The organism is Paenarthrobacter sp. NPDC089322 (assembly GCF_040684895.1).
Lineage (GTDB): Bacteria > Actinomycetota > Actinomycetes > Actinomycetales > Micrococcaceae > Arthrobacter.
The window spans coordinates 104,731-123,926 of record NZ_JBFBGW010000009.1; the positions used below are offsets into that span (position 1 = coordinate 104,731).

The following is a 19,196-nucleotide window of genomic DNA, read 5'->3' on the forward strand; positions in this document are numbered from 1 at the left end:
GGCAGAGCGGAAGCTACCGGCGCAGGGCAGAAGGAGAACACGATGATCGGTGAACTTCGCAGCGAGGATGGACGACCTTCAGGTCGGCAACAAGCATCCGGAGAGCGCTGAGATGACTGTTCTGACAGGTGTCGGCGCCAGCGCCGGGGTGGCCCACGGTCCGGCCCGCGTCATCCACGGGCCCAGCGACTTCCAACTCTTCCGCACCGGGGATGTTCTGGTGTGCCGAACCACCGATCCTGCCTGGACGCCGCTCTTCGGGCTGGCGTCCGCCGTGGTGACGGAGACCGGCGGTATGCTCTCCCACGCAGCGATAGTTGCCCGCGAGTACGGCATCCCTGCTGTTCTGGGTGTCACGAATGTGGTGGATGCCCTGACTGACGGAGGACTACTGACCGTGGATGGATCACAAGGGACTGTGATGATAAAGGGGCCCGCAGCCGAATGAGCAACGACATTCTCCTGACACTTCACGCCGTGCGGCTCTTGGGGTTCGCCGACACACAACCGGTGGCAGAACGCTTTTCGCAAGACCAGGAAACGGTGGAAGCGCAGCTCATCGTCGCCGGGATGCATGGCTTTGTCTCACGCAACACTTTTGGAGATTCCAGCGGCTGGTCGTTGTCGGAGTTGGGCCGGGAAGAGAATGAACGCCTGCTCCGGGCCGAACTCGAGCGAACGGATGGGGGCGCAACGGTAGTCGAAGAGGTGCACCAGGAGTTCACCCGGCCGAACGCAACTGTGGTCAGCGCCTGCACTGCCGTCCGAATGAACGGGGGTGATGCTGGCCGGGCCCGGGAAGATTTGAAGCAAGCACTCACATCCTGGGCACCCTTGGAGACACGGCTGACGTCCATCCTGCCTCGATTCTCGGGCTACTCCCGGCGGCTGGATAACGCCCTTTCGCAGGCAGCGTCCGATCCCTCATGGATCACTGCCACGGACAGGGACTCCTTCCACCGGGTCTGGTTCGAACTCCACGAAGACCTGATCGCGACACTCGGCCTCCGGCGCGGCTAGCTGGCGCTGTCCCGGGGAAGGTGAGTGCCGGCGTCGTGGTGAGTGCCGGCGTCGGGCTTTGCCCGATTCGCCGCCGCACTGCGTCTGGCCAGCCGGACAGCGGAGCCGCGACTTGGTCACGTAACAGAAACCCGGCGACAGTAAACTGCCAGCATGAGCGAGTCCCCCGCCAACTCCGCAACCCTTCGCTTCCTCGCCGCCCCCATGGATGTGGGTCATAGTGGGTCCGTCGACGCCGGTACCGTCCTCGAGTGGGTGGACAAAGCGGCGTATGCGGCGGCCGTTGGGTGGGCGAAGTCCTATTGCGTCACGGCCTACGTTGGCAACATCCACTTCGCCGACCCCGTCAACAGCGGCGACATGGTTGAGGTGACGTCCACCATCGTCTACACCGGGCGCTCTTCCATGCACATCCACACCACGGTCAGCTCGCGCGATCCCAAGGGCGGGCCCGAGACCATGCACAGCCAATGCATGGTGATTTTCGTGGCGGTCGGTCCAGACGGGAAGCCGATCCCTGTCCCCCAGTTCCAACCGACCACGCCCAAAGAGGTGGAGGCGCGGGACCACGCGCTGGCGCGCATTGAGGTGCGCGAGCAGATCGTCAACGCGATGAACGCGCAGGAATATACCGACGCCGGTACCGCCGAACGCGTGACGCTGCGGTTCATGGCGTCCCCCACTGATGTGAACTGGGGCGGCAAGGTCCACGGCGGCATCGTGATGAAGTGGATTGATGAGGCTGCCTACGTTTGCGCCTCCAGGTACTGCGGACGGGACACTGTAGCTGTTTTCTCGGGTGGCGTTCGCTTCTACCGGCCACTGCTGATCGGGCATGTGGTGGAGGTCGAGGCCCGGCTCGTGTACACCGGCGGCAAGGGCATGCATATCGCTGTACATGTCCGGTCCGGCGACCCGAAGACCCGCGAGATGAACCTGACCACGTACTGCTTGACGGTCATGGTGGCACGGGACGAAACCGGAACAGCTGTGCCCATTCCGGCGTGGGTGCCAGTGTCCGAGGAAGACAAGAAACTGCACGCACACGCCCGGGAGTTGCTGGAAATTCGCGGACGCGCACCGGGGAACCGGCTGCCGGATCATTTGTTGAAGGCTGGCAGCTGATGTCGGCTTTGGACGGTGACCTGCAGGAAATCCGCGAGCGCACCCAGCGGCGCACGCTCATGGTTGTCCTGGTCAGCCAGGTCCTTGGCGGTGCAGGCCTGGCCGCAGGAATCACCGTCGGCGCCTTGTTGGCGCAGGACATGCTCGGCTCCGAAGGAGTGGCGGGCCTGCCCACGGCAGTGTTCACGCTTGGAGCGGCGCTGACGGCGTATTTGGTGGGCAGGACCACGCAGCGTTGGGGACGGCGCACGGGGCTGGGCTTCGGTTTTGTTGCCGGCGGGATCGGCGGTTTGGGCGTCGTTGCGTCGGCCGCCGTGGACAACGTGCTGCTGCTGTTTGTGATGCTCTTCGTTTACGGGGCCGGAACAGCAACAAACCTGCAGGCCAGGTACGCGGGCGCCGACCTGGCCCTGCCGGATACCCGGGGTAAAGCAATCAGCGTCGCCATGGTCTCCACCACTCTTGGCGCTGTAGCAGGGCCGAACCTGGTGGAACCGTTGGGCGGGGTCGCCTCAGCGTTGGGGCTTCCGGTGTTGTCCGGGCCGTTCCTGCTGGCCGGCGTCGCCTACCTCGCGGCCGGTTTCGTCCTGGTGGCTTTCCTGCGTCCTGATCCTTACCTGCTGGCCCGGGAGCTCGAAGCCGCCGAAGCACCCCAAGCAGCGGCGGGCGACCCCGCCGAGCCGCCACCCGCCGTCGAACGCGTCAGTGCGGGCGTCTACGTCGGTGCGACAGTCATGATCGTCACGCAGGTGGCCATGATCGCGATCATGACCATGACCCCGGTGCACATGCGCACCCACCATCACGGCCTCGGCGCGGTGGGGCTGGTCATTGGCCTGCATGTGGCCGCCATGTTCCTGCCGTCGCTGCTCACCGGCGTGCTGGTGGACAAAGTGGGCAGGGTGCCCATGGCCGTGGCTTCCGGCGTCACGCTCCTGGCCGCGGGTGTGCTCGGGGCGTTCGCGCCCGGCGATTCGCTGGTGCTGTTGATCCTCGCCCTGATCCTGCTGGGCCTTGGCTGGAACTTTGGACTTATCTCCGGCACGGCGCTTGTAGTGGATGGCACCACGCCAAAGAACCGACCCCGGATCCAGGGGAGCATCGACGTCCTCATTGCCTTGGCCGGCGCCGGCGGTGGTGCGATGTCCGGAGTGGTTGTGGGGGCATCCGGCTATGGGACGCTGGCCCTTGCCGGAGGGGCGTTGTCGTTGCTGCTGATCCCGGTGGTGCTGCTGGCCCAGGGGCGGCGGGGCGCTGCCCATGCCGGCGAGCCGGTGGGGGGCTAGAAAGGGCGACGTCGGCAAGCGCGTGAGTGCCGACGTCGGGCCTTCCGCGGGGTTAGGCGCGTTCCACCGGCAGCCATAATTCGCAGGTGGCTGTGCTGAAATCGGCTGCGCGATCCAGAACGGCCACAATGGAGGGCCCGGGACGCAGCCGCCACGGGTTGGACGGAAACCAGTCGGCGGCCGTGGCCGCCCACGTGGACTGCAGCACGGCCGGATATTCGCCCTTGGCAAGGAACACCGCCCACGCACCCCCGGGAACCTCGATCACGTCGAGTCCTTCAGGTACCGGCGTAGGGTCGGTGATGGCGACACCGTGAAGGTAGGTCAATTCGGTGCCTTCCTCGTAGTCAGGATCGACGTCCGCACTGACCTGCAGGAGGCCGCCCGGCTCAGTGTTGCTTAGCTCCTTGAGTCGGGCGTGCTCGGTCATTGGTAACGAAGCGATGTGTGCTTGGATGTGCGGATTAGCGCCGTGGTGGATGAGCGGCACACGGGCCGAATAGCCCACGAGCCGGAATGCCGGCCGATCTGCGATACGGGCGTCCATGGTGGTGTTCCCTTCTACTGTCAGGCGGAACCTGAGCTGCGGTTGTGTTCGAAGGGGGCCACCGTTCCGGCGCACGTCACTTGGTCCGGCGCCGTGCACAGACCTGAATGCCCGGCCGAATGCCTCAGTAGATCCATAGCCGTACTTCACCGCGGTGCCCAATAGATCGTCGCCCGCGAGAACGTCCGCTGCCGCGACTGCCATCCGTCGTCTTCGGATGTACTCGGACAACGGCATGCCGGCCAACGACGAGAACATTCGGCGAAGATGGTACTCGGTTGTACCCAGGCTGCTTGCCAAACGGGTTATGTCGAGGTCCTCTGTGAGGTGTTCTTCGACGAATTCAATGAGCCGGTTGAGCGTTGCGATCACAGTTCCCCCTTCACTCTCCACTTTTGTGGTCCACTGGGCTCCCGCACCCTACTATTCCGGACCGATGCGATCATCTGGCATGCCACGGCTTGTGCCTCCACCGCCAAATAGCGCAGATCATCCAGGTTGCGGGCGAGCGGGTCCATGCTGCGCACGACCACGGTGCCGCCTTCGCCGGCGAGGCTCAGAAGTTCGCAAGCTGCGGCCTGAAGACGCGGTCCAAGCTCGAACAATTCCGGTCCCAAGGTATTGCCAGCTTCGGCACTGCCAGCGTTCACGCAGCTTCAATTTGCGCAACAGCCTGCTGCGCAATTTCCCGAGTGTCCCAGTGCTGTGTTTTCAGGGGGAGCGAACGTGGGGAGCAGGACAAGATGGGGAGGTAATCTAAAACTTACGAGATGCTTGAACTTTCAACCATTCTACGCGACATAATATCATTATCGGCGTTTTAAGTACGGGAGTCGTCCTTTCATGGCCGACGTGCGAGTCGCAGCAGGACGGTCGACCCCCAGCGCCCTACGTCGGCCCCGTGGCCCTCGAGCGTCCTGGTCCTGGAGATGGGCCCGAGCAGCAGAGCGATCAGTTGGTCGAGCTCGGGCGGCTCTAGTCGTTGCGGTCCCTATCTCTTGGCGCCACGCTGGCCGTGGACAACTCTCGGGTGTCGACACCACGGATCCGCGGAGGGAGGACCGTATGGAACGCGGCTCACTCCCGTACGTGTTCGGCCCGCACTCCGATGAACGTCGCATCGAGGTGTGGTCGACCTACCAGCTCCAGTTCGGTGGACACTGAAGCCCGAGTCAGGCGTCGCAGAAGGACCTGACGGCCGATCTCGCATCGGCGCTGTGCGTCTGGGGGTCCGTGACGAGGAAGCGCTGGCTGGGGCCTACGCAACGACAGACACGGTGTTGTGTGACGTCGAAAATCGGCTCTTCACGAACCCAGGCAACGCCATCCCTGCGGTACGCGCCTTGAGCTTCGAACGCCGTCCCCACCACCCGCCCGAGGCACCGGGTGCCCCCCGAGGCACCGGCAAGTATCTGCACTATTACCAGTACCGGGTTAGTGAGTCATGGGAGCGGGACGTCCTGCGGTCGCGCTGATCTTCACTCGCGAAGGGCGAAAAGCATCCTCGCGAGGGCGAAGCGGGTGCGGCCGCGGTAGGTGCGGGGGTCATAACCGAGGGCATCGATCACCGTGGCGAGCCTTTCCTGCACGCTGGAATGATGGCGGCCAAGACGGGTGGCTGCGCCTCGTATGCTTTGCTCCTCCACGACGGCATCGAGGAGGTCCAGATCGCGAGAGTCCAAGGATGCCAGGGCAATCACATCCGGATGCGTCGCTGCTGCTTTCACGGACTGGGCGACGATGAGGGCTGCTCCCAGATCCGCTGATGCGATGACAGGTTCTTTCTTGCTCGTGAGCCGGGCAGCCGTGATCGCGGATGCCCAGGATTCAGGCAGCGTAGTCCCGGTCAGGCCTATGCCCAAGCGTGGTTCAGCGCCCTGCGGCCATGCCGTCTTCGGATCCAGCCCCTTCGGAAGGAGCGTGGCGCGGGTAAGCCCGTGTAGGGTCGCGATAACGGCTGAGGGGTGTTGCGGCAATGGTGTTGGGTCCGGTGGAGATGCGACAACAATCACTGGGATGTCCGAGAGGCGAAGCCTTGACAGCGCGGCTGCTCGTTCATCTGCAGCGGCATAGGTACTGAGGGCGAGTTCAACTGAACTCTCCTGGCCGATTGATCGCCGCGCCCGGACGATCCCGACTGCGAGAGCGAGCCGCTCGAGGATCATCGCATCGCTTGAATGTGGGTTGCCCTCCCTCTCGATCCAGACGATCGCGTCGCCGCCGGCCTCACGGACGGGCCAACTGGCGGAAAGTTCGACGGGATCGATGCGTTCGCCGTCGGCCTGCACTCGCACGACCTGCCGGCCGTCCCGGTATCCGACGGCCACCCCGGAGAGGACGGCCGCGCCTCGGAGCATGCTTTCGACGCCGACCGAGCGAGCGAGCAGGGTGTCGAAGTACGAGACGACTTTGAGGGTCTCGCTCGCGTCCGGGTCCAGAGCAGTGAGTCGGCCCAGTAGATCTTGCATATCGGCTCCTTCGGGCAGATGCTCGGTCCTGCGCCGGTCGCGGGCACCGGCGCAGGACGGATTTCAGGCGCCTAGCAGGCGGTTCATCCATTTGTCGCGCGTGGCGACGGATTCCCGCGAGATCGCAGCGTGCGGGGCGAGGAACTCGAAGCCGTGGTAGCCGCCTGCCCAGACGTGAAGCTCGGCTTGGACGCCAGCTTCCCACAATCGCATTGCATAAGCGACATCTTCATCGCGGAAGACCTCGGCGCTTCCGCAGTCGATGTACGCCGCCGGCAGCCCTGACAGATCCGTGGCACGGGCCGGGGCGGCGTAGATCGAAACGTCGTCGGTACCTTTGCGGTCACCGAGCAGCGCTCCCCAGCCGGTCTGGTTGGACGTGCGGTCCCATCCCCCGAGCCCGTCGATCTGCAGAGTCGACGGTGTGCAGTCGCGATCATCGAGCATCGGGCACATCAGCACCTGGCCGAGGATGGTCGGCCCCTGACGATCACGCGCGAGCAACGCCACACCGGCTGAGAGCCCGCCACCGGCGCTGGCTCCTCCGACGACCAGCCGCGCAGCATCGATGCCGAATTCCTCAAAGTGTGTGGCGGTCCACAGCAGCGCGGCGTAGCAGTCTTCGATCGGGTAGGGATCCGGAAATTCCGGGGCGAGTCGGTACTCGACCGTCACGATCACTCCATTGAAACGTTCGGCCCAGTCGATGAACTGTGCAACCCCGCCCCACCGGTCTCCCAGGATCATGCCGCCGCCGTGTATGTGGAAGAAACCAGGACCAGTACCGGTGCGCCCTTTCTTGGTGATCACCGAGACAATGATCTCGTCCCCGTCATATCCATTGATCGTCCTGTCGTTGAACACGAATCCCCGTTCGCTCAGCACCTCGCGGGGATCGCGCTCGACCGCCACCGGCGCCTCACGCAGCACCGGGATCATCTCGGGTGTGAACGAGGGCATCCCGCCCATCGCGACAAATGCGGCCTCGATCTCGGGGTCAAACGGCGGACGTGCGATCGTGTTCTCCATTTGAACTCCTTTGTCCAATGCCACCCTAGGCGGTGGCTATGTTGCTTCCTGGTCGTCGTTTTTCGATCCCGCTCCTGACCATGGCGTTGTTTCCTTCGCGTGGGTTTCATGCAGCTTGATCCTTGGCGGGGGTATTCCGTGTCCACTCACTCCTGGCCGGAACTGCTGGTGGCAAGTACTCGCGCCAGCCATTTGGTGCGCGCCTCCCGCGTCTGGATCGAGACCGGCGCCTCAGCCGCGAAAGTCTCGTATCCGTGATATCCGCCGGGCCAGACATGCAGTTCAGTTGAAACACCGCCCGCGTACAGCTTGGAGGCGTATGCGATGCCCGCATCACGGAATACTTCGCATCCCCCAACGTCGATGAATGTCTGGGGCAAGCCCCGCAGATCCTCTGCACGAGCTGGCGACTCGTAGACGCTTACTTCTCGCTCTTCGTGGCCCTCGCCAAGGAGCGCATTCCATGCGTAGATGTTCGTCTCGCGGACCCAGGAGTCGATCGCGCCTCGCTCTGCGCTGAACTGGTACGACGAGGGCGTCTGGTGACGGTCCTCGAGCTGCGGGCAGTTCAGGAGCTGCCCCAGAAGCTGCGGTCCCCCTTTGTCCCGTACGAGCAACCCGACGCTCGCCGCAAGACCTCCGCCTCCCGAGATCCCCGAGAGGATGATCCGAGAGGGATCGATCATGAACTCCTCAGGATGACCGGTGAGATACAGCAGTGCCGAGTAGCATTCCATTGCCGCGCGTGGCGCACGCGCTTCGGGAGCAAGAGTGTACTCGGGGGTGATCAAGACCAAGCCGTGGTCGGCTGCCCACTGCAGGCGTTCGGGGACCAGCGTCGTGTGGCGTGTTCCGAGGATCATTCCGCCACCGTGGATGTCATAAAGCACGGGAAGGGTGCGGTTCTCCGAGCCTTGCGGGCGAACGATCCCCAGAATGACATCTCCCTCGGGCGTTGGCACAGTGCGGTCCTCGTAGGAGAGGTCGAATTGGCCGAAGAGTGCGCGCAGCCCCCGGTCACGCTCAACTTCGTCCACGGAAAGCATGGATCGCCACTGTTTGAAGTCGTCGTCGGTGAGAATGGGTGGCGGGAACTGCAGGTTGGCCATCAGCTCGGGGTCGTAGGGCGGGTTCACCAGATCGGCGTTCATGTGATTCTCCGTGCTTCGTTGGATGGGGACTTTCATACAGAAATAAGGAACGGGCCAGGAGTGGAACCACCACCACTGGAGAGGCTGTGATCCGAGCCTTTTGCCCGGCATCTGTCGGTTGCGATGATGCCTGTCCGAGCGACATGACGCGACCGGGGCTCAAGACGTGATCGGATTTCCGCCCCCGAGGAGAATCCCAGGCACAGGGTCCACTCCATGGCGAGAGTCGAACTCAGTGAATGCCCCGCGGATCTCATCCTGAACGCGAAGCACGAGCGGCTCCCATTCGCGATGGGTGATGATCAGGAACTGCCTGTCCTGCATCGCTTCGAGCACTTGGATGCCGACGAGATCGGGGTCTGCACCGAGAGCCAGACTGGCGCTATTGCGGGCGATCGCGTCAAGGTTCGGATCACGACCGAGCAACTTGGCCTGCTCGAGTTCCGCGGTCTCACTCAACCGCGTTGCGGCGGATCCGGGGCACAGAACAGACACTCCGATGTCGCTGCCACGCACTTCATCGCGAAGCACCAATGAGAACCCCAAGCTGGCGAACTTCGACGCGGTGTATGCAGAGTTGTCGACCATAGGTACGAGCGCCGACATAGACGCCGTGTTCATGATGTGCGCCCGCTTTCCGCGTTGCTTGAATCGTGCCAAGAACGTAGATACGCCAATGAACTGCCCCTCGACATTGATCCGGTTTACCCACCGCCAGACTTCCAGCGGAGTCTGATCAACGGCCGAGCCCCCATGGACACCGGCGTTGTTGCACAGGATAGAGATCGGCCCTAGCGCATCTTCGGCACGATCAGCCGCTACTGTCCACGCATCCGGATCACTAATGTCAAGCTCGACGCCGATCGTTTGTCCCCCAGCATTGTTCAGCTCTTCAACAACAGCCGCCAAACGTGCACCGTCGATGTCGGCAAGAGCGACCTTCGCACCGGCTGAGACCAACGCCCTCGCGATCCCCAAACCAATGCCGGACGCTGCACCGGTCACGAAAGCAGCTTCACCATACGGCCACTCGGGGCGGGATTCAACCGATCCAACGGTCTCACTGTGCGGATGGGAAAAGACGTTCGCCATAGGAACTCCTTCGTTCGCTTGAGCTTCGGGAATCCCAGTCTGGCAACGGCATGACACGAGAACAACAGCCGAATAGGGCAGGTTTACCGCATCTTACCCGCCGGACGGCGGGTAGCGTCGTTCCTCTCAGCGTCGTGCATCAAACCCGCCAGCCATTGCTCCAGGCCACTCTATAAAGCCGGGCGTTTTCGTGCGTTCCGCCACCCCCCCAGGCCAGGCGAGTCAGGCCGGAGAACACCCCAAGCTGACGTCAGGCCCCACCCCAAAACCCGTCAAGCTAGCATCCAAATCAACGGTTTTCTGACAACCCCGGAAAGAATCTCAAGCCCTAACCTGACAGCCCCAGCCGCGAGCCCCTAATCCCGCACACCCACCGTCCGCCCCTGCAAGTACGCCATCAAATCGGCCTTTTCGATCCCCAGCAGTGCGGCCGCCAGGCTCCCGAACAGATCCAGCACATATTCGCCGTCGACAATCCCGGCCAGTACGTCCATCACCAAACCGTCCTCCTGCGCAACCAACGTGCGGGCGATCTTGTCGGGCTCGATAACAGCAACGAACTCCCCGGTTCGCACCCCATCCTCGATGATTTCCCGGTAAATGCGTTGCTGGGCAGAGCTGAATTCCGCCTGGATGCGCCGCAACTCCGGGTCGCGTAGCGAATGAGGCCAGTACTCATACAGGATTCGCGAGACATCATCTTCGAGGTCCGCGATGGTGCCCGCGTTGATGACTGCGGCGAGGCGTGCCGTTGGGCCAACTTCACCTTCGACGGCGTGAGCCACCTTTTCGAGGAACCTCGCCGAAGCAGCTTCAAGCGCCGCGGCGATGATTTCGGCGTGGCTGCCGTAGTAATAGAGCACGGCATTGGCGGCCATCCCCGCTTCGGCGGCGATTGCCCGGAGGGTGGCTCCTTCCGCACCTTCCCGCGCCGCTACCGCTTGGGCCGCAGCGACGATCTCGCGACGCCGGATGTCCTTCTTGTCGAGCTTTCCCACAACCAACTCCCCGGATGACCTGTTGACAACGAGTCTAGAGAGATATTGAATGGCATTCAAAATTTGAACGTGATTCAAATTATGATTCGATGAGGAGTCTCCATGTCACATCCCGTTCCCCCAACCCCTGTCCCACAAGAGCAGCCACAAGTGCAGAAACAAACCAAGGGACTCAAGTCCGGCGCCATCGGCATCGGCCCCACAGTGGCCTTGGGCCTTGCCGCGGTGGCGCCGGCGTACAGCCTTGCCGTCACGCTGGGTTTCGTCGTCCTCGCCGTCGGAACCAGCACCCCGGCCGCGTTTCTCCTGGGCTTCATTCCAATCCTGTTCACTGCGTTCGCTTTCCGTGATCTCAACAAAGAGATGCCGGACTGCGGCGGCGTCTTCGTCTGGATCACCCGCGTCTTCGGGCCAACAGCAGGCTGGTTCTTCGGAGGCTGGATCCCCCAAGTTGCCACGTTCCTCGCCAGCGCCGCCTTGGCACAAGTGGCCACTACGTACCTGCTCAACTTCCTGGGCCTATCCTGGCTGGCTGCAGAACCAATCGCCGTCGCTGTCATTGCCTGCGGACTGGTTGCTGCGAGCGCATTGATCGCGGCAAGAGGGATCGAACTCTCCACGTGGGTCCAGTACGCCCTCATAGCCCTGCAACTGGTAGCACTCGCGGGTTTCTGCATCGCCGCTTTCGCGGCGATGCACACAGGAGCCAACGCCGGAGCTGAAAACCCGGATCTCTCCTGGTTCAACCCCTTCGCCCCCGGCGAGACCGGCGAGACCGGCGACATCTCCGGACTCGTCTCCGGCGTGATCCTCTGCCTTTTCATCTATTGGGGCTGGGACGCACTGATCGCCGTGAACGAGGAAACGACTGACAGCAAGGGCACGCCGGGCAAGGCCGTGATTGTCACCACCACCATCCTGCTGGTGTTCTACGTAGCGACTGCCACGGCCGCCGTCGGCTTTGCCGGTACTGAGGGAATCACCGATCCGGAAACGGTCTCGGATGTCCTCACAGTGCTAGGCCCGCAAGCGGCCGGCGGCGTGTTCGGCCAGGTGATCGTCCTGGCGGTGGGCTTGTCCGCATTGGCTGCCTTGATGACCGTAGCCGTCAGCACCCCCAGGACCTGGCTGAGCATGGGCACTTACAACGCGCTGCCCAAGGCCACTACCCGCATGCATCCACTCAGGGGAACCCCAACCACCTCCATCATCTGGTGGGCAGCGATCACGATTGCCGTGACGTTGCTTCTCACGGCCATCAACCCGGACTTCATTGGCCTGGCCATTCTCTCCGTGGGTCTCCTGATCGCGGCCTACTACGCTGCCACGGCACTGGCATCCGTGGTCTACTTCGCCCCCGCCATGCGCTCGTCCGCAAACACCCTAATCACAAAGGGCGTCCTACCAGGCGCAGGCGCCGTACTGATGATCGGCGCATTCATCTACAGCGCCTTCGACATGATTTCCCCGGACTACGTCGGCCTTTCCTGGCTCGGCATCGGATCCGTGTTTTGGATCGGAGTCGGCGCGCAGGGGGTTGGCATAGCAGTCACCGCCGCAATCCGGCGCCACCTTCCCGCTTACTTTTCCGGCAGGACAATCCCCCGCGGCAACGTCAACAGCCGCCATGAACTCAACACCATCCTGAGCAACGAAACCGAGGCATAAATGCGCATCCTGTCCATCGCAGCAATCCAGACCAACCCTGTCCCCCATGACCCGGAAGCCACGTGGGCACGCTTTGCGGCCCAGGCCGAATCAGCCAAGAAGTTGGGCCCTGACGTTGACATCATCGTCGCCCCGGAGCTGTTGCTCTCGGCACCCGGTGAATTCCTGATCCCGGACCCGGAGGCGGAGACAAGAACGGCAGGCCCCATACCCAGCCCCCTGACGGACCGCATCTCGGACCTGGCCCGCCGACTGAACGTGTGGCTGGTCCCCGGCTCACTACTGGAGACGGACAACGGCAACACCTACAACACGGCCATCGCGGTGTCACCGCAAGGCGACATTGTTGCCCGCTACCGGAAGCTCTTCCCGTGGCGCCCCTTCGAAACAACCACGCCCGGCGATTCGTTCGTCACCTTCGACATCCCGGGTTGCGGGCGCGTTGGCCTGGCGATCTGCTTCGACGGCAGTTTTCCGGAAGTTGCGCGGCAACTGGCGTGGTTGGGTGCCGACGTCATCATCCAGCCGACACTCACCACCACCCGTGACAGGGCAATGGAACTGGTGATGTCCCAAGCGAACGCGTTCGCCAACCAGGTCTACGTGGTGAACGTCAACGGCGCCGCCCCTTCAGCGGTGGGTGAGAGCGTCATTGTCGATCCCGAGGGCACCATCATGCAGCAAGCCAGAGGCGGCGAGGAGGTCTTGTTCGCAGTCCTGGACCTCAACCGCGTGACTCAGCTGCGCCGCTATGGCACGCATGGCATCAACCGGCCTTGGGCTCAGCTCCGCGACCAGGAGGGCATGTTGCCCTTCCCCATGTTCGGTGGAGCGCAGTTCCAGCCGCCGGCCTGGACTGCCGAAGTTACCCCACCAAATTCTCGGCAGCCTCATCCATATGCGCAATGATCGTCTCGCGCGCTTTGGCAGCGTTGCCCGTTTCGATGGCAGCAACGATGTCGTGATGCCGCCCGACGCTCATGTTCCGCGTGGCCCGCTCCAAGCCGGCGAACATGATGGACATCCGGATGGATCCCTCCAGCGACTCCCACTGGTGCAGCAGGGTCTCGTTCCCGGACAGGCGGCAGAGGGTGCGGTGGAACTCGAGGTCGGTTTCGATCTGCTCCTCCAGGGACAACTTCGCAGCCTGGGCCATGTTCTCGACGGCGGCACGCAGCTCTGCGAGCACCGTCTCTTTGTCCGGCAACTCGCTGAGCGTCCGGGCGGCAAGCGACTCGAGCACAGCCCTGACGGCGAAGATGTCGCGGATTTCCTTGACGTCCAGATGCCGGACTGAGAGGCGCCCGCGGGCGCCGGCAGAGACCAGCCCTTCCTGTTCAAGCTGGCGCAGCGCTTCACGCAACGTCCCCCGCGAGATCTGCAGCATTTCGGACAGCTCGGTCTCCACCAGATGCCGTCCGGGCTCAAGCTCGCCACTGGTGATGGCAGTGCGCAACGCGGAAAGAGCTTGTTCGCGCAGGCTCTTCTTCTCCAGTCCCAGAAGGGACGCGCTCAGGGCCATGATGTTTCCTCGAATGTCGGTGGGCGACTGTTAACAGTTGATACTACGGGCAAGGGCGCGGGACCGGCAGTACCGCCGGTCCTGCGCCCCGATCCAACAAACTCAACCCAGCTCAGCGAGCACCTTCGCCACGATCCGGTCAACAGACAGTCCGTAGCGTTCGTGCAGCGTCGGCAGCGCACCGGCGTCGAGGAACTGGTCCGGAAGCGCAATGGGAACCACGCGCTTCCCCAGGCCGGAACTTACGACGGCGGACGCAACAGTTTCGAACAGACCGCCAACAACGGTGTGGTTCTCCAGCGTCACGGCGAGGCGATCCGTGTTCAGCTCAGCCAGCACGGTTTCAGAATCGAACGGCTTGATGGTGGGAGTGTGCACCACTGCCACATCAACGTTATGGGCAGCCAGGGCATCGGCTGCCTGCAAAGCCCGCATGGTCATGAGCCCGGACGAAACAAACACAACGTCGTTTCCGCCGCGGAGGACCTTGGCCTTGCCGAGCTCGAACTTGTAGTCGTACTCGTCCAGCACAGTGGGCACGTTGCCGCGGAGCAGTCGCAGGTAGGTCGGACCTTCGGAGGCCGCGAGCTGCGGAACGGCCTGCTCGATGTCCACGGAGTCGCATGGATCCACGATGGTCAGGTTGGGCATGCCGCGGAAGATCGCCATGTCCTCAGTGGCCTGGTGGCTCGGGCCGTAGCCGGTGGTCAGTCCAGGCAACCCACCAACGATGTTCACATTGAGGTTCGGCTCAGCGATGTCCAAGCACAGGAAGTCGTAGGCGCGTCGCGCTGCAAACACCGAGTAGGTGGATGCGAACGGAACCAGTCCGGTCTCCGCCATACCGGCAGCCGCCCCCAACAGCAGCTGCTCCGCCATGCCCATCTGGAAGAACCGCTCGGGGAAGGCCTTCGCGAAGATGTGCATGTCCGTGTACTTGCCCAGGTCCGCGGTCAAACCAACAATCCTGGGATCAGCCTCAGCAGCGGCAACCAACGCGTGCCCGAACGGAGCAGACGTCGTTTTCTGGCCCGGGTCAGCGAAGGACGCGATCATCGCGGAGGTCTTCAGCTTCGGCTTGGCGGCCGAAGCAGAAGCCGAAGCTGCGGACGTTGCGGAACCAGCCGCCGTCGTAAGAGTGCTCATGCTGATGCCGTCCCTTCGTATCCTGCGGTCAGCTGGTCTCGGCAGACCTGCCATTCGTGTTCTTCGATGCGCATGAAGTGCGCCTTCTCGCGGGTCTCCAGCAGCGGAACACCGCGGCCCACCTTCGTGTCGCACAGGATTACGGACGGCCGCCCGACCGGACCCGCAACCGAGCCGATGTTGTCGAATGCAGCCAGCAGCGCACCGACGTCGTTCCCGTCCACCCGCTGTGTGTACCAACCGAACGATTCCCACTTTTCGGTGACAGGCTCGGTGCGGAGCACGGTGTCCGTGGCACCGTCGGCCTGGAGGGCGTTGATGTCCACCATCGCGATGAGGTTGCCCAGCTGGTGGTGGTGCGCGCCCATGGCTGCTTCCCAAGTGGAGCCTTCGTCGAGTTCGCCGTCGGAAAGGAAGTTGATCACCCGGGACGCCGAGCCCTGTGCCCGCAGACCGAGGGCCATCCCCACCGCGATCGGCAAGCCGTGGCCCAGGGAACCACCTGAAATTTCCATTCCGGGCGTGTAAGTGGACATTCCGGACATCGGCAGGCGCGAATCGTCGGAACCGTAGGTTTCGAGCTCGGAGACCGGAACGATTCCCGCCTCCGCCAACGCGGCGTAGTGCCCGATCGCGTAGTGCCCGGTGGAGAGGAGGAACCGGTCGCGGCCCTCCCAGTGCGGGTCTTCGGCGCGGAACGTGAGCTGGTCGCCATACACGGCGGCAAGCATGTCCGCGGCACCCAAAGCCTGGCCAACATAGCCCTGGCCCTGGACCTCGCCCATGTTCAAGGCGTGATGGCGGATTCGGTAAGCGGCTGCACGGATGCGGTCTACCCGCTCGGCGGCCGGGGAAGCGGTGGCCGCTTCAACTGATGAGAGAGTCACTGGTTTCCTTCCGGAGTCGGGCGTGTACCGATGGGGAGAACGCGCCCGACGTCGAGTGGTTGCTTAGGCGTTTACGGTGTCGGGAGTTTTGCTGGCGGCTTCCTCGGCGAGCTGACGCTCGCGCTTGCCCCAGGTTTCCTTGGTGACGACTGCTGCCCACAGGCCGATGGCACCGTAGATGCTGAATAGCGCTGCCGGTCCAACCCAACCGAAGCTGACGAACAGCAGGGTGGTGATGAATGGGGTGAAGCCGGAAACCATGGCGGAGATCTGGTACGCGAGGGAAGCTCCGGACGAGCGGGTCTTGGCCTGGAACAGCTCCGGGAACCACGCGCCCTGCGCACCGGCGAGGGAGTTCTGGCAGACGGCGTAGGCGATCACGATGGTGGCGATGATGAAGATGAACAGGCCGGTGTTGACCAGCAGGAACATCGGGATACCGAAGAGCACGGCGAACGCGGTGGACCAGATGTAGACCGGACGGCGTCCCACCTTGTCGGTGAGCCTGCCCCAGGCGTACGTGGCGAAGATGCCTATGCCGGCCGCGATGCAGAGGGCAACCAGGGTCTGGGTCTTGTCGGCCAGCTGGTTGCTGTGCAGGTAGGAGATCATGTACGTCACGGACACGGCGTAGCCGGCAGTTTCAGCGATGCGGAGGCCGATGCCACGGACGATGTTGCGCCAGTCGGTCTTGATGACCTCGACGATGGGGGACTTCACAATGTCGCCCTTGGTCTTGACGTCCTCAAAGACCGGGGACTCGGGAACCTTGGACCGGATGATCAGGCCCACGGCCACCAGCACGATGCTGGCGAGGAACGGAACGCGCCATGCCCACTCGCTGCCCAGCCCTACGCTGCCCAGGAACACCAGGTTGGCGAGCAGCAGGCCCACGGGGAAGCCGGCCTGCACGATTCCCGTGAACTGGCCTTTCTTCTTCCACGGCGCGTGCTCGTAGCTCATCAGGATGGCACCGCCCCATTCAGCGCCGAAGGCGAGGCCTTGGATGATGCGGACGATCACGAGCAGTGCCGGTGCAAGGAGACCGACCTGCGAGTACGTGGGCAGGAGGCCGATAGCGAAAGTAGCCAGGCCCATGAGGATCAGCGATGCGACAAGGACGGGCTTGCGGCCCAGCTTGTCACCCAGGTGGCCGCCGATAATGCCTCCGAGCGGGCGGGCGGCGAAGCCGACACCGAGGGTCGCGAAGGATGCCAGGGTGCCCGTCACCGGGTCGGCGCCCGGGAAGAATGCCGTACCGAAATACAGCGCCGCGGCGGTGCCGAAACCAATGAAGTCATAGGTTTCGATGACTGCGCCGACGCCTGAGCCGACAGCGACGCGCTTTGCTTCCTTGGTTCCATGAACCGGACCACGCATGGTCAGAGCTTCATTGCTCATTGCTTATTTCCCTTTCGATGAGTGGGCCACGTCCTCGGCAACCACACTGTCGACAGTCAACATAATAGTCCAACTGTGACCGACGCCACCAGCAATGTCAACAGTCAACTTAGGAGGTTGACTGTTGACAGTCAACTTAGCTAACGTGGTGTCCATCACTTAGGCGTCTCTCGGACGAGGCGTCGCAACATGAGGATCAACGACGATGTTCCATTCACGATTGGGCTGTTCATCCATCAGCTTTCGCCACCAGGACCTGCCCACCGCCCTGCAGACCATGGCCGCCCTCGGCTTCGAGGAAATTGACCTGGGCGCCCTTCCGGGGGTCTGCGACCATGTGCCCTACGTACTGGACGCTGAGGCAGTGGAGGCGGTTGCCGCCGTCGTCAGTAGCTCGGGACTGCGCGTCCGCTCGGTCAACGGGGACGTCGGGGACCTGAACGCTATGCTCGACGGCGGCGCTCAGGAAGAACGCGAACGGCACCTGGAGATGCTGCTCGCCTTGGCGGCCAAGACCGGGGCGAAGGCACTTGTCCTGCCCTGCGGAGCGATCGACCACGAACCCGTGCGCAGTCTCGAGGAAGACATCGACCTGGTGGCCGCCCAGTTGATCCACGCGTCCAAGCGCGCCGCGGAAGTCGGAGTGGAGCTGTGGACCGAGTCCTTGCACTACTACCGGCTTTGCTGGAACACGGAGCGGGCGCAGCTGCTGGCAGACCGGCTGGCGGGATCCGACGTCGGAATCGTCATGGACTTCAGCCACATCGTCGCCTCTGGCGGAGATCCCGGGGATTTCGTTACGCGCTTCGGCGGGCGCATCAAGCATGTCCACCTTCGGGACGCCGTTGCATTCACGGACGCCACGCCAGGGAACATCAACCTCAGTATCGGTAACGGCGAGGCAGACTTCGCCGGCGGGATTGCCGCGCTGCGGGACGCCGGTTACGACGGCCATTTTTCGCTGGAGCTCGAAACCCGGGACGTCACGCACGACGAACGCCCGGCCGCCGCAGCCAAAGCAGCCAGCTTCATCACAGACCTCATCTGAACTTCCAACCACCACTTTCAAGGAGCATCATGACCACCATCCAGCGCACCGCTGTCCTCACCGGAGCCACCTCCGAGCGCGGCATCGGCCTCACGACCGCCCGCCGCTATGCAAGCCAGGGCTGGGGCGTCGTCATCCTGGACCTCGACGGCGAGAAGTCCGCCAAGGTTGCCGCCGAGATAGGCAACGAATTCAACGTTCCCGCTTTCGGTTACGAGATCGACGTCGCCAACGAGACTTCCGTAACCGCAGCCCAGGCGGCCGTAGCCGCCGAGGTCGCAGCCGGAAACCTCCCGCCCGTTGGCGCCCTCGCCAACATCGCCGGCATCACCTCGCCCGTCCCGTTCCTGGAGACCACCCTCGAGCTGTGGCACAAGGTCATGGACGTCAACGCCACAGGCACCTACCTTGTCACCAAGGCATTCCTGCCGGACATGATCGCCAATGGCTGGGGCCGCATCGTCAACATGTCTTCCGTTTCCGCACAGCGCGGCGGCGGCGTGTTCGGCAAGGTGCCCTACTCCGCAGCAAAGGCAGCCATCCTCGGCTTCACCAAGGCACTCGCCCGTGAAATCGGTGAGACCGGCGTGACGGTCAACGCCATCACGCCCGGCGCCGTGAACACGAACATCCGCGTAGGAAGCACCGAGGAGCAGGAAGCAGCGATCAACGCAGGCATCCCTTTGGGCCGCAACGCCACCACCGAGGAAGTTGCCGCCGTCATCACGTTCCTCTCTTCTGAGGACTCCGCGTACCTGACCGGCACCACCATCGACATCAACGGCGGCAGCCACATCCACTAGTCTCT

The 19,196-nt window shown here is 63.4% G+C and carries 19 protein-coding genes; 8 read left to right on the plus strand and 11 right to left on the minus strand.

The window, feature by feature from the left end; translation table 11 throughout:
* Nucleotides 1-112 precede the first annotated feature (112 nt).
* The 4 genes from AB0N65_RS11455 (at nucleotide 113) to AB0N65_RS11470 (ending at nucleotide 3,431) form a co-directional block, all read left to right on the plus strand.
* Nucleotides 113-448: a PEP-utilizing enzyme gene (locus AB0N65_RS11455; RefSeq protein WP_364161218.1), complete on the plus strand. Its 336-nt coding sequence runs from the start codon at nucleotides 113-115 to the stop codon at nucleotides 446-448.
* Nucleotides 445-1,020: a hypothetical protein gene (locus AB0N65_RS11460; RefSeq protein WP_364161220.1), complete on the plus strand. Its 576-nt coding sequence runs from the start codon at nucleotides 445-447 to the stop codon at nucleotides 1,018-1,020. Before AB0N65_RS11455 ends, AB0N65_RS11460 begins: the two co-directional genes overlap by 4 nt.
* A gap of 153 nt (nucleotides 1,021-1,173) precedes the next feature.
* Complete coding sequence (locus AB0N65_RS11465) at nucleotides 1,174-2,145, plus strand: hotdog domain-containing protein (RefSeq protein ID WP_364161222.1); 972 nt, start codon at nucleotides 1,174-1,176, stop codon at nucleotides 2,143-2,145.
* Nucleotides 2,145-3,431 carry an MFS transporter gene (locus tag AB0N65_RS11470; RefSeq protein WP_364161224.1) on the plus strand — a complete coding sequence of 429 codons (1,287 nt, stop codon included), beginning with the start codon at nucleotides 2,145-2,147 and terminating at the stop codon, nucleotides 3,429-3,431. The genes AB0N65_RS11465 and AB0N65_RS11470 overlap by 1 nt, the downstream gene beginning before the upstream one ends.
* Before the next feature lie 52 nt (nucleotides 3,432-3,483).
* Here AB0N65_RS11470 and AB0N65_RS11475 read toward each other — a convergent pair whose 3' ends face one another.
* The 7 genes from AB0N65_RS11475 to AB0N65_RS11505 form a co-directional block, all read right to left on the minus strand.
* Nucleotides 3,484-4,350: an AraC family transcriptional regulator gene (locus AB0N65_RS11475; protein ID WP_364161226.1), complete on the minus strand. Its 867-nt coding sequence runs from the start codon at nucleotides 4,348-4,350 to the stop codon at nucleotides 3,484-3,486.
* Nucleotides 4,347-4,628: a hypothetical protein gene (locus AB0N65_RS11480; protein WP_364161312.1), complete on the minus strand. Its 282-nt coding sequence runs from the start codon at nucleotides 4,626-4,628 to the stop codon at nucleotides 4,347-4,349. Before AB0N65_RS11480 ends, AB0N65_RS11475 begins: the two co-directional genes overlap by 4 nt.
* 828 nt (nucleotides 4,629-5,456) lie before the next feature.
* On the minus strand, nucleotides 5,457-6,446 hold the full coding sequence (locus AB0N65_RS11485) for a helix-turn-helix domain-containing protein (RefSeq protein WP_364161228.1): 990 nt from the start codon (nucleotides 6,444-6,446) through the stop codon (nucleotides 5,457-5,459).
* A gap of 63 nt (nucleotides 6,447-6,509) precedes the next feature.
* Complete coding sequence (locus tag AB0N65_RS11490; protein WP_364161230.1) at nucleotides 6,510-7,475, minus strand: alpha/beta hydrolase; 966 nt, start codon at nucleotides 7,473-7,475, stop codon at nucleotides 6,510-6,512.
* A 146-nt stretch (nucleotides 7,476-7,621) separates the two neighbouring features.
* Entirely contained in the window at nucleotides 7,622-8,626 is a 1,005-nt protein-coding gene (locus tag AB0N65_RS11495; protein WP_364161232.1) for an alpha/beta hydrolase, read from the minus strand.
* Nucleotides 8,627-8,785: 159 nt separating this feature from the next.
* Nucleotides 8,786-9,718, minus strand: a complete 933-nt coding sequence (locus tag AB0N65_RS11500; RefSeq protein WP_364161234.1) for an SDR family oxidoreductase — start codon at nucleotides 9,716-9,718, stop codon at nucleotides 8,786-8,788.
* A 356-nt stretch (nucleotides 9,719-10,074) separates the two neighbouring features.
* Nucleotides 10,075-10,716, minus strand: a complete 642-nt coding sequence (locus tag AB0N65_RS11505; protein ID WP_364161236.1) for a TetR family transcriptional regulator C-terminal domain-containing protein — start codon at nucleotides 10,714-10,716, stop codon at nucleotides 10,075-10,077.
* A 150-nt stretch (nucleotides 10,717-10,866) separates the two neighbouring features.
* Between AB0N65_RS11505 and AB0N65_RS11510 the strand changes: the two genes are divergently transcribed.
* Together AB0N65_RS11510 and AB0N65_RS11515 are read left to right on the plus strand one after the other, a co-directional pair.
* Nucleotides 10,867-12,384, plus strand: a complete 1,518-nt coding sequence (locus AB0N65_RS11510; protein ID WP_364161238.1) for an APC family permease — start codon at nucleotides 10,867-10,869, stop codon at nucleotides 12,382-12,384.
* Entirely contained in the window at nucleotides 12,385-13,293 is a 909-nt protein-coding gene (locus AB0N65_RS11515; RefSeq protein ID WP_364161240.1) for a carbon-nitrogen hydrolase family protein, read from the plus strand.
* Here AB0N65_RS11515 and AB0N65_RS11520 read toward each other — a convergent pair.
* The 4 genes from AB0N65_RS11520 to AB0N65_RS11535 all read right to left on the minus strand — a co-directional run bounded on the left by AB0N65_RS11520 (nucleotide 13,250) and on the right by AB0N65_RS11535 (nucleotide 17,340).
* On the minus strand, nucleotides 13,250-13,909 hold the full coding sequence (locus AB0N65_RS11520; protein ID WP_364161310.1) for a GntR family transcriptional regulator: 660 nt from the start codon (nucleotides 13,907-13,909) through the stop codon (nucleotides 13,250-13,252). The genes AB0N65_RS11515 and AB0N65_RS11520 overlap by 44 nt on opposite strands.
* A 99-nt stretch (nucleotides 13,910-14,008) precedes the next feature.
* Nucleotides 14,009-15,052 (minus strand): transketolase C-terminal domain-containing protein, encoded by a 1,044-nt coding sequence (locus AB0N65_RS11525; RefSeq protein ID WP_364161242.1) that lies wholly within the window; start codon nucleotides 15,050-15,052, stop codon nucleotides 14,009-14,011.
* Complete coding sequence (locus tag AB0N65_RS11530) at nucleotides 15,049-15,939, minus strand: transketolase (protein WP_364161244.1); 891 nt, start codon at nucleotides 15,937-15,939, stop codon at nucleotides 15,049-15,051. Before AB0N65_RS11530 ends, AB0N65_RS11525 begins: the two co-directional genes overlap by 4 nt.
* 63 nt (nucleotides 15,940-16,002) lie before the next feature.
* Nucleotides 16,003-17,340, minus strand: coding sequence for an MFS transporter (locus tag AB0N65_RS11535; protein WP_364161246.1), 1,338 nt, complete (start codon nucleotides 17,338-17,340; stop codon nucleotides 16,003-16,005).
* A 205-nt stretch (nucleotides 17,341-17,545) separates the two neighbouring features.
* Here AB0N65_RS11535 and AB0N65_RS11540 point away from each other — a divergent pair, with 205 nt between their 5' ends.
* Both AB0N65_RS11540 and AB0N65_RS11545 read left to right on the plus strand, forming a co-directional pair.
* Nucleotides 17,546-18,388: a sugar phosphate isomerase/epimerase gene (locus AB0N65_RS11540; protein WP_364161248.1), complete on the plus strand. Its 843-nt coding sequence runs from the start codon at nucleotides 17,546-17,548 to the stop codon at nucleotides 18,386-18,388.
* 29 nt (nucleotides 18,389-18,417) lie between these two features.
* Nucleotides 18,418-19,191 (plus strand): SDR family NAD(P)-dependent oxidoreductase, encoded by a 774-nt coding sequence (locus AB0N65_RS11545; RefSeq protein WP_364161250.1) that lies wholly within the window; start codon nucleotides 18,418-18,420, stop codon nucleotides 19,189-19,191.
* Nucleotides 19,192-19,196: the final 5 nt, after the last annotated feature.

Bases quoted from the DNA above. Each gene is read 5' to 3' on its own strand.
- AB0N65_RS11525 (WP_364161242.1), bottom strand. From the start codon at position 15,052: ATGAGCACTCTTACGACGGCGGCTGGTTCCGCAACGTCCGCAGCTTCG.
- AB0N65_RS11465 (WP_364161222.1), top strand. From the start codon at position 1,174: ATGAGCGAGTCCCCCGCCAACTCCGCAACCCTTCGCTTCCTCGCCGCC.
- AB0N65_RS11460 (WP_364161220.1), top strand. From the start codon at position 445: ATGAGCAACGACATTCTCCTGACACTTCACGCCGTGCGGCTCTTGGGG.
- AB0N65_RS11490 (WP_364161230.1), bottom strand. From the start codon at position 7,475: ATGGAGAACACGATCGCACGTCCGCCGTTTGACCCCGAGATCGAGGCC.
- AB0N65_RS11495 (WP_364161232.1), bottom strand. From the start codon at position 8,626: ATGAACGCCGATCTGGTGAACCCGCCCTACGACCCCGAGCTGATGGCC.
- AB0N65_RS11535 (WP_364161246.1), bottom strand. From the start codon at position 17,340: ATGAGCAATGAAGCTCTGACCATGCGTGGTCCGGTTCATGGAACCAAG.
- AB0N65_RS11470 (WP_364161224.1), top strand. From the start codon at position 2,145: ATGTCGGCTTTGGACGGTGACCTGCAGGAAATCCGCGAGCGCACCCAG.
- AB0N65_RS11455 (WP_364161218.1), top strand. From the start codon at position 113: ATGACTGTTCTGACAGGTGTCGGCGCCAGCGCCGGGGTGGCCCACGGT.
- AB0N65_RS11545 (WP_364161250.1), top strand. From the start codon at position 18,418: ATGACCACCATCCAGCGCACCGCTGTCCTCACCGGAGCCACCTCCGAG.
- AB0N65_RS11500 (WP_364161234.1), bottom strand. From the start codon at position 9,718: ATGGCGAACGTCTTTTCCCATCCGCACAGTGAGACCGTTGGATCGGTT.
- AB0N65_RS11515 (WP_364161240.1), top strand. From the start codon at position 12,385: ATGCGCATCCTGTCCATCGCAGCAATCCAGACCAACCCTGTCCCCCAT.
- AB0N65_RS11485 (WP_364161228.1), bottom strand. From the start codon at position 6,446: ATGCAAGATCTACTGGGCCGACTCACTGCTCTGGACCCGGACGCGAGC.
- AB0N65_RS11540 (WP_364161248.1), top strand. From the start codon at position 17,546: ATGTTCCATTCACGATTGGGCTGTTCATCCATCAGCTTTCGCCACCAG.